Annotated in this window: 10 protein-coding genes; 3 read left to right on the top strand and 7 right to left on the bottom strand. The window is 68.0% G+C overall.

The window, feature by feature from the left end; genetic code table 11:
* Positions 1–45 precede the first annotated feature (45 nt).
* The 4 genes from ACO2Q0_RS02260 to ACO2Q0_RS02275 form a co-directional block, all read right to left on the bottom strand.
* Positions 46–2,295, bottom strand: coding sequence for a TonB-dependent receptor (locus tag ACO2Q0_RS02260; protein ID WP_423349851.1), 2,250 nt, complete (start codon positions 2,293–2,295; stop codon positions 46–48).
* 197 nt (positions 2,296–2,492) lie between these two features.
* Positions 2,493–3,185, bottom strand: coding sequence for a TetR family transcriptional regulator (locus ACO2Q0_RS02265; protein ID WP_423349852.1), 693 nt, complete (start codon positions 3,183–3,185; stop codon positions 2,493–2,495).
* Between the two features lie 78 nt (positions 3,186–3,263).
* Positions 3,264–4,076: a response regulator transcription factor gene (locus ACO2Q0_RS02270; RefSeq protein WP_423349853.1), complete on the bottom strand. Its 813-nt coding sequence runs from the start codon at positions 4,074–4,076 to the stop codon at positions 3,264–3,266.
* Positions 4,077–4,401: 325 nt separating this feature from the next.
* Complete coding sequence (locus tag ACO2Q0_RS02275) at positions 4,402–4,542, bottom strand: hypothetical protein (protein WP_423349854.1); 141 nt, start codon at positions 4,540–4,542, stop codon at positions 4,402–4,404.
* On the opposite strand from ACO2Q0_RS02275, the gene ACO2Q0_RS02280 reads away from it, so the two are divergent.
* A complete protein-coding gene (locus tag ACO2Q0_RS02280; RefSeq protein ID WP_423349855.1) occupies positions 4,541–7,654 on the top strand; it encodes a TonB-dependent receptor domain-containing protein in 3,114 nt (1,037 codons plus the stop codon). The two genes, ACO2Q0_RS02275 and ACO2Q0_RS02280, sit on opposite strands and share 2 nt — an antisense overlap.
* A 127-nt stretch (positions 7,655–7,781) precedes the next feature.
* On the opposite strand, the gene ACO2Q0_RS02285 is transcribed toward ACO2Q0_RS02280, so the two are convergent.
* On the bottom strand, positions 7,782–8,681 hold the full coding sequence (locus ACO2Q0_RS02285) for a LysR substrate-binding domain-containing protein (protein WP_423349856.1): 900 nt from the start codon (positions 8,679–8,681) through the stop codon (positions 7,782–7,784).
* A gap of 261 nt (positions 8,682–8,942) precedes the next feature.
* On the opposite strand from ACO2Q0_RS02285, the gene ACO2Q0_RS02290 reads away from it, so the two are divergent.
* On the top strand, positions 8,943–9,929 hold the full coding sequence (locus tag ACO2Q0_RS02290; protein WP_423349857.1) for a sensor histidine kinase: 987 nt from the start codon (positions 8,943–8,945) through the stop codon (positions 9,927–9,929).
* Positions 9,926–10,717, top strand: coding sequence for a LytR/AlgR family response regulator transcription factor (locus ACO2Q0_RS02295; protein ID WP_423349858.1), 792 nt, complete (start codon positions 9,926–9,928; stop codon positions 10,715–10,717). The genes ACO2Q0_RS02290 and ACO2Q0_RS02295 overlap by 4 nt, the downstream gene beginning before the upstream one ends.
* A 4-nt stretch (positions 10,718–10,721) precedes the next feature.
* Here ACO2Q0_RS02295 and ACO2Q0_RS02300 read toward each other — a convergent pair whose 3' ends face one another.
* A complete protein-coding gene (locus ACO2Q0_RS02300; protein WP_423350511.1) occupies positions 10,722–12,488 on the bottom strand; it encodes a M10 family metallopeptidase in 1,767 nt (588 codons plus the stop codon).
* Between the two features lie 117 nt (positions 12,489–12,605).
* The gene (locus ACO2Q0_RS02305) at positions 12,606–12,953 is read right to left on the bottom strand and encodes a hypothetical protein (protein ID WP_423349859.1); all 348 of its coding nucleotides are present in this window, start codon (positions 12,951–12,953) and stop codon (positions 12,606–12,608) included.
* Between the last annotated feature and the right edge of the window lie 74 nt (positions 12,954–13,027).

Genomic DNA, 13,027 nt, shown 5'->3' on the forward strand with positions numbered 1-13,027 from the left:
GCGAAGGAAAACGCCCGGCTCCAAGGAGCCGGGCGTCCGCTGATACTAGAACTTCGCTTCGAGCGAGAGCGTCACCGTCCGCGGCGGGCCGTAGTAGGCCGTGATCGAGTTCCCGAACGTGCCGCCCGGGAAGTTGTAGCCGCCGATGCGGTACTCCTCCTCGGTCAGGTTCTTGCCGTGCAGGCCGACGCGGTACTTATCGTCCGCCGAGGTCCACACGACGCTGGCGTCCACCAGCCAGTAGCCGTCCTGATCGAGGATCGAGGGAACCTCGAACATGCTGAAGGACGAGCGGTACGACGCCGAGGGAATGAAGCTGATCGAGCCGTGATCGCCCAGGTCGTGGGTGTAGGTCAGGTTCACCGACCCGTTCCATTCCGGGGTGTTCTGGAACACGCGGCTGTCGGCGAAATCCTCGATCTGGCCCGTCACCGGGTTCAGCGCCTGGTACTCGTCGAATTCCGCCTTGATGTAGCCGACCGAGAAGTTGGCGCGCAGCGCGTCGGTCAGGACGGCGGAGCCTTCCAGCTCGGCGCCGTACATGTGCGACTTGCCGACGTTCAGCACCTGGCTGGCGATCCGCACGGCCGTGCCGACCACGACCGGGGTCTGCAACGTGACCTGCTGGTCCTTGTACTTGGCGTAGAAGACCGCCGAGTTCAGGGTCAGCCGGCGGTCGAAGAAGTAGCCCTTCAGGCCGCCTTCGAACGAGTCGACGGTCTCGGGATCGTAGCCCTCGCGGGAGTCAGGCGTCAGCGACGTGTCCGCGCGCATGTCGAAGCCGCCCGACTTGAAGCCCTTCGAGTACGACACGTAGCCCGTGAGGTCCTCGTTGAGGTCGTAGCTGGCGCTGACCCGCGGCGTGAACTTCTCGAAGGTCTTCGAATTGGTGAAGTTCGTCAGGTACGGCGCTCCCACGCCCGCGGCTGGAACCAGAACCGCCTGGTTGTTGCCGAAGATGGGGCTGCGCAGGCCAAGGTAGTTGGCGCGGAAGACCTGGCCGGTCTTCTCGTCGCGCGTGAAGCGACCGCCCACCGACACCTTGAACGCCTCGGTCACGTCGAAGCTGAGGTCGCCGAACGCCGACCAGCTTTCCGTGTCCACGTAGCCGGCGCTGGCGACGGTCAGGTTCGCGCCGCCGAGTACGGTGTCGAAGGCGCCCGCCGCCGTGGCGTTCAGGTAGTACAGGCCGAAGACGCCCTGCATCCGGTCGCCGGTGTAGAGCAGCTGCAGTTCCTGGGTGAACTGGTGGTCGTTGTACTTGGCCGGGATGTCCAGGTAGGCGAACGGTTCGTTGTCGAAGTCGATCGTGCCCTCGGTCTCGCCGGCGCGATAGGCGCTGATCGACTTCAGGGTGATCGCGTCCGAGACGTTCCATTCGCCCAGGAACGACACGCCACGGGTTTCGACCTTGTTGTAGTCGCCCGAGCCCGCCCGGGTGTCATAGACGTCGTCCAGAACGACGGCCGTCGGAACCGGCTGGCCCAGGATGTTGAGGCCCGGCACCTCACGGTGGCCGTGACGGGGGTTGGACCGGTCGGTGACGATGTCGCCGGCCAGACGGAAGAACAGGTCCTCGGTGGGCGTGAACTCAAGCGTCGCGCGGGCCGCGGACACGTCTTTGTTGTAGTGTTCGGCGCCGGTGTTCAGGTTCTTGCCGAAGCCGTCGCGGTTGAAGGTCGCCCAGGTCAGGCCGACGCCCACCATGTCGTTCACCCGCGCCTTGGCCGAGGCCACGAAGTCGCGCTGGTCATAGGAGCCGACGGCGCCGCGGAGCTTCAGTTCCGGATCGCCTTCGATCTTGGCCGTCACGTACTTGATCGCGCCGCCGATGGTGTTGCGGCCGTAGAGCGTGCCCTGCGGACCGCGCAGCACTTCCACGCGCTCGATGTCGAAGATGTCGAGGACGGCGCCTTGCGGCCGGGCGACGTAGACGTCGTCGATGTAGAGACCCACGCCGGGCTCGAAGCCCCACAGCGGATCCTGCTGGCCGACGCCGCGAATGAAGGAGATCAGGGTCGAATTCGAGCCGCGGGCGACCTGGACGGTCGTGTTCGGCGTCGACTGCTGGAGCGTGGTGAGGTCGACCGCGCCGGTCGCCGCTAGGCGCTCGCCTGAGATGGCGCTCACCGCCACGGGCACGTCCTTCAGCGATTCCTCGCGACGACGGGCGGTGACGACCAGCTCCTCGACGACGCCGGTGTCTTCGGCGGCGGTGGTCTGAGCTTGGGCCATGGCCGGAATGGCGGACCAAGCGGCGCCCGCGAAGAGGGCCGCCTTCACAAAGGCTTTCATTTGTATCCTCCCGACGGCGCCGTGCCCGTCCCACCTTGGGGCGGTCGACGCCTGAAGATCTTGAAACGCTAAAATTTCACCGACAGGCGAATTAGCGGGAGTGTTCGTCGATCCGCGCGTGAAGCGCCACCCGCAGCACTACGGCTCAGGTTGGTTTTTGATCAGGTGATGAATTTCCGCCACAGTAGCGCTCACGATCAGGGCTTCCGCCGAACGACCTCGCTGATGCCGGCCGCGCAGTAGGCGTAGAGGCGCCGCCGCACCGCCTCTAGGTCGGTGGAGCGGCAGAGGCCGTTCGACAACTGGTCGATTCGGCCGGTCTCCGAGAGCGTCAGCATCATCGCCCCGGTCAGGAATTGGTAGCACCAGTAGAGGTCCCGCACCTCGGCCCGCGGCAGAGCTTCCTTGAGGGTCTCGACCAGGGCATGCACCACCGGATCGAAGAAGCGGTGCATGGTCTCGCCGCCCCATGCGGGCGTGTTGTTCACCAGGGCGACGAGGCGGAAGTAGTTCTTCCACCCCTCGTCATTGGTCATCGAGAGGTCGAGCAGCGGCCCGATGAAGGCCTCGATGATCCCTTCGACTTCGAGCTTGCCGGGATGAGAGGTCTTGTAGGCGGCCATGGCCTGAAGGCGCGCGGCGTTGAGGATCTCGGCGCGACGGGCGAACACGCTGTCGAACAGCTCGCGCTTGGCGCCGAAGTAGTAGTGGATCAGGGCGGTGTCGACGCCGGCCTCGGCGGCCACCTGGCGCACAGTCACGCCATAGAAGCCGTGCTTGCAGAACAGCGCCTCGGCCGCATCGAGGATCGCCTCGCGCAGGTCGGGCCCCTGCCCCTTCGGCCGCCGCCCCCGGGCCGCGCCGCCAGATCGTCCGTCCGCTCGCGCCATGCGCCCCCGCCCGGGCGGAACGCCCGAGTTGCTCAGGTTCGCGCTAGGCTGGAAGCGCCAGCCGGGTCAAGTGCGACGTCAGGCGACGGCGGCGTGGAAGAGATAGCCGCCGCCGCGCAGGGTGCGGATCAGGTCGCCGCCGGCGTCGCAGGCGTCCAGCGCCTTCCGGAGCCGGGCCACGCGCGTGTCCACGAGACGGGGGGTCAGGCCTTCGGCCGCCTCGCCGTGCAGGAGAGCCATCAGCTCGGGGCGATACAGCACCTCGTTGGGGCGCTCGCTGAAGACCTTCAGCAGCTCGGCCTCGCTGGGGCTGAGGCGGACGCAGCGGCCCGAAGGTCCGGTGAGCAGCCCGGTGAGCATGTCCAGCTCCCAGCCTCCGGGCGGCTCCACGCGGCCAGTGCGGCGCACGCGGCGCAACAGCGCCCGGGCCCGCGCCAGCAGTTCCAGGGCGTGCGATGACTTGTGGAGATACTCGTCGGCGCCGGACTCAAGCCCCGCCACTCGGTCCAGGGTGTCGGCCGCGGCGCTGAACAGCATCACCGGCGTGCCGGCTTCCTCGGCCAGGCGGCCGCAGAGCGCCAGCGGGTCCTCTCCAGGGATCGCCGTATCAAGGATCACCAGGCTGGGTTCCACCTCCGCCCGGGCAGCTTCCAGTTCGGCCAGGGTGTCGAAACCGCGGACCTCGAAGCCTGAGCGACGCAACATCTGCACGTGCGCCTCCACCGATGCGAGATCGGGGTCGGCCCAGTACACCAACGGCGGGTTGGTTGATCCACCCGACTCGGCCACGGGGGCGCCCGGCGGGCGGAAGGCGACGCGTCGCGGCGGCTGGGGCCAAGCCAGGCGACCGCGGCCGCCGTCGTCGGACCTGTGAGCGAGCGAGGCGGCCATGGGATGCTCCTGACGTAACGTTTCAGGCAGAAGACTAGCCGCTCACAAAATATCCGTGTGACGAAATCTCGTCACACGCTTGATGAACGACGCTCAACATAGGGACAAACGCAGTCACGCTGTTCGCCCCCTAGGCATCTGTCTTCTTTTTGCAACATCGGCAAAGTAACACCCGTTGCCTCTGATGGAACACGCGGCCCGCCGCTCCGCGCCCCCGCGGAGCCAAAATCTGTAATAGTTTCGCTTTTTCCGCGCGTTATGACCTTCTGCGCATTCTCGTCGAAGGCTGACGTCGAACAAATTTCAACTTGTCGGTTCGACAAATTCACTCAAGGCGGTGAGCGGCGCTCACTAGCGTTCGCCCCATCGGCGCGCAGCCCAGGCTGGCGCCCGATTTCGTTTTGGGGCTCGGCCCGCCGATCTCGGCGAGCCGCTGGAGGACCTTGACCTTGAAAATCAAATCCATGCGGGAGCGCCTTCTGGCGTCCTCGATGATCTGTGGCGCGGCCCTTGTGGGTCTTTCCGCCACCTCGGCCATGGCGCAGGAAGGCGGCGAAGTCGCTGAAGTCGTCGTCACCGGTTCGCGCATTCCGCAGCCGAACCTGACCAGCGCCAGCCCGGTGACCGTGCTGGGCGCCCAGGATGTCGCCACCCGTGGCGTCACGCGCACCGAAGACCTGGTGAACCAGCTTCCCCAGGTGTTCGCCGCCCAAGGCTCCACCTACGCCAACGGCGCGCTGGGCATCGCCTCGGTCGACCTCCGCGGTCTCGGCCCGACGCGGACCGTCGTGCTGATCGACGGCCGTCGTCTGCAGCCGGGCACGCCCTCGGCCAACGCCAACAACCTGGCGGCCGACCTCAACTTCATCCCCGCTTCGCTGATCGAACGCGTCGAAGTCGTCACCGGCGGCGCCTCGGCCGTGTACGGCGCCGACGCCGTGGCCGGCGTGGTGAACTTCAAGATGCAGCGCAACTTCGAAGGGGTGCGCATCGACGCCCAGTATTCGGGCTACCAGCACACCAACAGCAACGACTTCATGCAGGAAGTCGTCCGCCGCCGTCAGGCCGGCGCGCTGCGCCCGCAGGACTTCGCCCTGCCCGAGAAGGACGTCTGGGACGGCGGCACGACCGACCTGAACATCGCCATCGGCGTGAACTCGCCGGACGGAAAGGGCAACGTCACGGCCTACGCCGGCTACCGGAACGTCAAAAAGGTCGTCCAGTCGGACCGTGATTATTCGGCCTGTAACGCCAACTTCTCGAGCAGCGCGACGCTGTCGTTCAACGGCTTCGCCTGCGGCGGCTCGGGCACCACAGCTCCTGCGCAGTTCATCACCGCCGGCGGCAACGGCGACGCGCTGACGCTGAATCCGGCGGCGGCCGGCGGCCGCGGCTTCCGCGCCTACAACGGCGCCCGGGACGCCTACAACTTCGCGCCGACGAACTACTTCCAGCGTCCGGACGAACGCTACACGCTGGGCGCCTTCGCGAACTACAAGTTCAGCGACAAGGCCGAACTTTACGCCGACCTGATGTTCATGGACGACCGCACGGTCGCCCAGATCGCCCCGTCGGGGATCTTCGCCCTGGCGCTGAACATCAACTGCGAGGGCAATCCGTACCTCACGCCCGCCATGGCCGCCGAGATCTGCGCGCCGACGATCGACCAGCTTCCGGACGACGTCACGAACCCGGCGACGCTGGGCCTCAACACCGACGCCAGCGCGGCGACTCCCGGTCAACAGGCCAGCCTGGTGATCCTGCGGCGGAACATCGAAGGCGGCGGCCGCCAGGCCGACCTGCGCCACACCGACTACCGCGGCGTGATCGGCATGCGCGGCGAGTTGGCCGACGGCTGGAACTACGACGTCTACGGCCAGTACGGCGTCGTCGTGTACCAGCAGGCCTACTACAACGAGTTCTCCAACTCGCGCATCGCGCGGGCTCTGGATGTGGTAATCGACCCGACGACCGGCCAGGCGGCTTGCCGCTCTGCGGTGCAGTCGCTGGCGGGCTCCAACTTCGACCCTGCCTGCCGGCCGTACGACATCTTCGGCCTTGCCGGTCCCAGCGCCGACGCCCTCAACTACGTGCAGGTGCCCGGCTTCCAGAACGGCGAGTACGTGCAGGCGATCGTCAGCGCCGGCGTCACCGGCGATCTTGGTCAGTACGGCGTGAAGTCGCCTTGGGCCAACGACGGCGTGGGCCTTGCTCTGGGCACGGAGTACCGGCGCGAACGCCTCGACCTGAACACCGACGTCGCCTTCCAGACCGGCGACCTCGGCGGCCAGGGCGGCGCGACCCTGCCGGCCGGCGGCTCCTACGACGTCTACGAGCTGTTCGGCGAGGCCCGGATCCCGCTCGTGCAGGACCAGCCGTTCTTCCACAACCTCTCGGCGGAAGTCGGCTACCGCTGGAGCGACTACTCGCAAGGCTACAGCACCGACACCTACAAGATCGCCGGTGACTGGGCGCCGACCGAGGACTTCCGGTTCCGCGCCAGCTACAACCGCGCGGTCCGCGCTCCGAACGTGGTCGAGCTCTTCGCCACCGCGAACGTGGCCCTCAACGGCCTGAGCGACCCCTGCGAAGGCGACGATCCGACCTTCACGCTCGAGCAATGCGCCCGCACGGGCGTGACGGCGGCCCAGTACGGCAACATCGCGCCGAACCTCGCCGGCCAGTACAACGGCCAACTCGGCGGCAACCCGGATCTCGTGCCGGAGACGTCCGACACGGTGTCGTTCGGTCTCGTGCTGACGCCGACCTTCCTGCCCGGCTTCAGCGCCTCGGTGGACTGGTTCAACATCTCCGTGAAGGACCGTATCGGCCAGATCGGCCAGGATACGACCCTGCAGCGCTGCGCCACCACGGGAGACGCGTTCCTCTGCAGCCTGATCCATCGCGCGCCGGGCACCGGTTCGCTCTGGCTGGGCAGCAACGGCTACATCGTCGACACCACCTTCAACACCGGCAAGCTGGAAGTGGAAGGCATCGACTTCGAGGCGAACTACCGCTTCGACTTCGGCGACTTCGGTCTCACCAGCGCGCTGGATAGCTTCGGCGGCATGTCCTTCAACTTCCAGGGCAGCTACCTGAAGGACTATCTGGTGACATCGCTCCCGGGCGACGACGCGTTCGACTGCGCGGGCCTCTACGGCTCGATCTGCACCGGCTCGGCCACCACCGCCTCGGCTCCGCTGAACCAGTGGCGTCACAAGCTGCGGGCTACCTGGCGCGCGCCGTGGGACCTCGAGGTGTCGGGCACCTGGCGCTACGTGGACTCGGTGAAGGTGGACTCGGAAATCCCCGGTTCCGGCCCGACCCACGCCCAGGGTCCGGACGCCAAGCTCGCGTCGCAGCACTACTTCGACATCGCGGCGAACTGGTCGGTCCGCGAGAACATCACCGTGCGGTTCGGCGTGAACAACGTGTTCGACAACGACCCGCCGCTGGTGGGCTCGGGCGGCACGGCCATCAACAACTGCCCGTCGGGTCCCTGCTCGGGGAACACCTTCCCGCAGACCTACGACTCTCTGGGCCGGTACATGTTCTTCGGGGTGCGCGCCGACTTCTAGTCGGACGGAAGCTCGGGAACGGGGGCGGCGACTTCGGTCGCCGCCCCTTTTCTTTTGCCTCAACGGAAGAGGGCGGCGACCCTGCGGTCGCCGCCCTCTTCCGTCCCGCCGATGATCGGGCTGTGCGTCAGGCGGCTTGCAGCTCGGCCGCCGGCTGAACCGCGAGCGACCGGCAGAGCCGCTCGGCGAAGGCGTCGATGAGATCGCGCTTGGGCGACCCGGGGTTCCACAGCGCCCAGTAGCCCTCCGGCAGGAAGGCTTCGACGTCGCTGACGCGAACCAGCCGGCGCAGCCTGAGGTCTTCCTGCACCATCAACGCCGGAGCCAGGCAGACACCGAGCCCGGCACGCGCCAACTCCACGGCGACTGTGTGATCGTCGGCCTTCAGCGCCTCGCCCATAGGCGCGCGTTCGAGGCCGGCGGCTTCGAACCACAGCCCCCAGGGGCGAGCGTGACAGTGGATCAGCGGCGCCGCGAGCATCTCCTCCGGACGGGCGGGCAGCCGGGCGAAGAGCCCGGGCGCAGCGACGGCGATCAGCGCCTCGCGGGCGATCATCCGCGACTGGAAGCCGGCCGGCGCGGACGCACCCTGCGCCACCACCACGTCGACGAGCCCGCCGAGCAGGTCCGACACGCCGCCTTGGGCGCGAAGGTCGAGATCGAGGTCGGGGCGGCTCGCCCGCAGTTCGGCCAGTCCCGGCGCAACCACCTGTCGCATCAGGTCGCCTGGCGCGGCCACCCGCAGTACGGCGCGGTCGGCAGGCGCCGGCATATCGAAGGCCTGCGAGATCATCTCGAGGCTCAGCCGCAGCCGACCCGCGAAGATGCGGCCGGGTTCGGTGAGCACGACCGAGGGCCCGGTCCGCGCGAAGAGGTTCACGCCGAGGCGATCCTCCAGCGAACGGATGGCGTGGCTGATGGCGCTGCGGGTGAGATTCAGCTCTTCCGCGGCCTTGGAGAAGCTCTCATGCCGGGCGGCGGCCTCGAAGGCTGCAATCGCCCTGAGCGACGGCGGTCGAACCGGCACCTTGCCCACTCCCTCACTTTTGCTTCGAGGAATGGTCGCGGAACGGTGGAATTTGTCAGTCGAATTGCTGCGGATGGCGCCGTTGCAGCGACAAGCGGGCGGAAAATCTGTGAGCGGTCGATAATCCGCGACCAACGGTCTTTGGCGCAGCCCAGCTTCAGTGAAGTATCGTCACATTGGGCGACTTCGGGAGGCGGGCCGCTGCGGCGTCTTTATCGATACCTGTTTGCGAACCTCGCGCTGTGGGCGGTCACATATACCTTGCTGACCACCTTGATCCTGGTGATCCAGCCGATGCCGCATGCGGTCGACTCGGCGATCCGGCGACTGTTGGTGATGCTGTGCGCGGCGTTCTTCTGCGTAGGCATCGGCCGGGTGCTGGATTTGGGCGCCAAGCTGAACCTGCCCCTCAAGATGGCCTTGGCCTTCCTGTGCGCTGTCGTCGGCGCCCTGTTCTACGGCGTCGTCAACCACACGGCGTTCTACCTGATCTGGCCTCGCTGGGGAGAGATCACCTGGTGGATGAGCTTCATCTCCACCGGCTTCTGGGCGATCTGGGTGTTCCTCGCCTGGACGGCCGTTCACTTCGCGCTCGGCTACGAAGACCAGCTGAAGGAGAAGTCGCTCCGGCTGCAACGCGCCCAGACGCTCGCCGCCCGCGCCCAGAACCAGATGCTGCGTTACCAGATCAATCCGCACTTCCTGTTCAACACCCTGAACGCGCTTTCGGCCCTGATCCTGGCGCGCGAAACCGACCGGGCCGAGAAGGTGGTGCTGATGCTCTCAGGCTTCCTTCGCTACACGCTGGAGAAAGAGCTGCCCGAGAAGGTGCCGCTGCACGAGGAGTTGGGCGCCCAGCGGCAGTACCTTTCGATCGAGCAGGTCCGGTTCGAGGATCGGCTGCAGTTCCGCGCCGATGTCCCGGACGCTGTGCGGGACGCGCTCGCCCCGTGGCTGATCCTGCAGCCGCTCGTCGAGAACGCGGTGAAGTATGGCGTCGCCCGCTCGATCCGCCCCGTAACCATCGAGATCCGCGCCTGGGAACAGGAAGGCCGGCTGTGCGTGGCCGTGTGCGACGATGGCGACAACAGCGCCCAGGAGGCGCCGCCCAAACTGGGCCTCGGCCTGGAGAACGTGCGCTCGCGGCTGGACGCGATGTACGGGCGCGATGCCGATCTGGTCTGCGGCCCTCGCGCAGATCGGGGCTGGGAGTGCCGCCTGGAGCTCCCGCTGGAGCGCGCCGCATGACCGCGCCGCTGCGCCTGTTCCTGGTCGACGACGAACCGCCGGCCCTGCGCCGGCTGCACATGCTGTTGGACGCCGTCGAGGACGTTGAGGTGGTGGGTCAGGCCTCCGACGGCGCCGAGGCCCTGGCGGCGCTCCAGGCCGCGCCGGCCGACGTGGTGCTGCTCGACATCAAGATGCCTGGTCTGAGCGGGCTGGAGCTGCTCTCGCAGCTGAAAGCCGGGGGCCAGGCGGTGATCTTCGTCACTGCCTACAGCCGCTTTGCCGTCGACGCCTTCGAACTCGCCTCCACGGACTACCTGCTGAAGCCGGTCTCGCTCGACCGGCTGCGGCAGGCGCTCGCCAGAGCGCGCGACGAGATCGCGGCGCATAGGGCGACGCGTCGTCTGGCCGAGCTGGAAGCCGCGCTCGCCGTCTCGGCCCCGCCCGCCGCGGCCCCCGCCGCGGAGGACGGGTACCTCACCGAGATCTGGACCAAGGCGCGCGGCGAACGGGTGCGGCTGCACCTCGAGGCGGTCGATTGGATAGAGGCCGATGGGGACCACATCCGCGTGCACAGCGGCGGCCGCAGCTTCCTGTTGCGGCTCTCCATCCGACAGCTCGAACGGCGACTGGACCCCAGTCAGTTCGTTCGCGTCCACCGCTCGGCGCTCGTTCGGGCCGAGCAGATCGTGCGGGTGGTTCGCGGCGACGGGGGCCACGCCGTCCTGACCCTCGAGACGGGGGCCGAGGTGCCGGTCTCGCGGCGATACGCCCCACGGCTGAAGGCGTTTGCCCGGGCGCCCGGCTGACGGCCTAGCCCACCGTCAGCCAATCGCCCGTGAGACTGGAGACCTGAACCCCGACCAGCACCACCATGCCGCCGCCGCCCATGCTGACCACCGCGTCCGCCCCGGACTGGGTGACGGTGTAGGTCGTTCCGGCCAGCAGGTTCAGCCTGTCGCCGTCGGCGGCGCTGAAGTCCTCGATGCGGTCGATGCCCGCCTCGCCGAAGCTGTGGAAGCGATCCGCGCCGGCTCCGCCGAAGATGGTGTCTGATCCGCGGTCTCCGGCGATGAAATCGTCGCCCGCGCCGGCCTGGATCGAATCGTCCCCTTGGCCGCCCCGCACCCAGTCGTTGCCGACGCCGCCGGAAAGGGTGTCGTTGGCGAGGTTGCCGTAGACGACGTCGTGGTCGCCGTCGCCGAAGAGCACGTCCGAGCCCTGGCCGCCGACCACCCAATCCGGGCCATTCCCGCCCAGGACCGTGTCGTCGCCGAGGTTGCCGTGGGTGTCGTCGAATCCGTCGCCGCCCTCGATCCAGTCGTCGCCGGTATCGCCGCGGAGGAAATCGTCGCCCGCCCCGCCCTCGATCACGTCGTCGCCTGCGCCGCCGTAGACGGTGTCCAGGCCATCGTCGCCTGTGATCAGGTCCCAGTCGTCGCCGCCGCTGATCGAGTCATTGCCGGGGCCGGCGTACAGCTCGTCGTCGCGCCAGCCGCCCAGCAGGGTATCGTTGCCGAGACCGCCGATCAGGCCGAACCACTCGATGTTGACATAGGAGCCGCCGCCCGCCGTGAAGCTCCCGTAATCCATCACCACGCCGCCGCTTGCGCCGACGACGTACAGCGTGTCGTTGCCCTCGCCGCCGTCGGCGACGCCAGGGCCGGCGGAGAAGATCAGCCGGTCGTCGCCCGCGCCGCCGTCCAGGACGTCCAAGCCGCCGCCGCCCGCCTCGAGCACATCCCCGCCCGCGCCGCCGATGAGCGTGTCGACGCCGTCTCCGCCGCTGAGTGAGTCGTTGCCTTCGCCGCCGTCGAGGCTATCGGCGCCCCCGCGGCCGAAGATGCGATCGGCGCCCGTCGCGCCGTTGATGATGTCCGCACCGCCGACGCCGATCAGGGTGTCGGCGTTCAGCCCGCCCAGCTGGGTGAGCCGGCTGGCGGCGGCGTCCCACGACCAGCTGGCGGCCTGGGTCCCGTCCGTCGAGGCCGGCCCATAGATGTGCTGGACGGCCAGGACGTCCAGGGACCCTAGGCCCGTCGGCGGCCCGCCGGCGGGATTGTAGGTCATGACCGTGTGGGCGTAGTCGTCGATCGACGGCTCCAGCCGGGGATCGTCGTCATGCGGATGCTTCAGCCCCAGCGCGTGGCCGATCTCGTGGATCAGCACGGCGAAGGTGGCCGCGCCGCGGTCGATGTAGATGTCGCCGCCCAGCGGCAGATCCACCGCGTAGACGGACTCTACGAACACCGCCGGGTAGCGGGCGAAACCGGCGAAGCCGCTGATCGAGGCCGGACCGAGGTCGAAATCGTAGATGCCGAAGCGGATGTCGCCCTGGCCAGGAGGCGCTTCGAGGAAGGTGACGCCGGAAGCATCGGCCCACGCCTTGAGCGCCTGGCGCGCAATCGCCTGTTCAGCTTCGCTGAGCGCCTGGAAGCTCCCGGCGAACCCGGGAGAATAGACTGTCGAGGCGTCGGCCGGCGCTGCGGTATCGAAGGAGAAGGTGACGAAGGCCGGCCGTCCGGTCACGCCCTCGCCATTCCAACTGGCGCCGGAAAGCAGCGCCTCGAACGTGTTCACTGTCGGCAAGTCAGCCCCCCGGCTCGATGCGCCGGGAGATGAACACGTTCTGGTCGCGTGAACAACGATCCTACACCGGACGTGGTGCGGCCGCCGTTCTCCTCAGCCGAGGCGCGCTCAGGCGGCCTTGCGCTTCCGGTCGCTCGACAGCAGCGAGATCAGCGCCGCCGCCGCCGTCAGCGCGGCCGCAATCGAAGCGATCGGATGCTCCCTGGCTTCCTGCACGGCCTTGCGGGCGAGATCCTTGGCCGGAGCCGGCGCGTGCGCGATAGCCTCGCTGGCCGCGGCCTTGCCCTGCCGGGCCAGGGCCTCGGCGGCCTGGCGTACGGCGACCGCCGCCTGCGCCACCGCCTTCTCCGCGTCGTCGCTCAGGCCATCGGCCGCGTCGCGCAGGGCGTCGGCGATGTCCTCGAAGGTGTCGTCGACCTCGTGCTGGATCTTCCGGGCGAGAGACTTCTTGGCCATCTCTTGGTTCCTTATCATTATAGGGCGTCAGACGAAGGGTGCGGCCAGGGCCGCAAGCTGCGCCTTGATCTCCA

Source organism: Phenylobacterium sp. VNQ135 (assembly GCF_049445735.1).
Classification (GTDB): domain Bacteria; phylum Pseudomonadota; class Alphaproteobacteria; order Caulobacterales; family Caulobacteraceae; genus Phenylobacterium.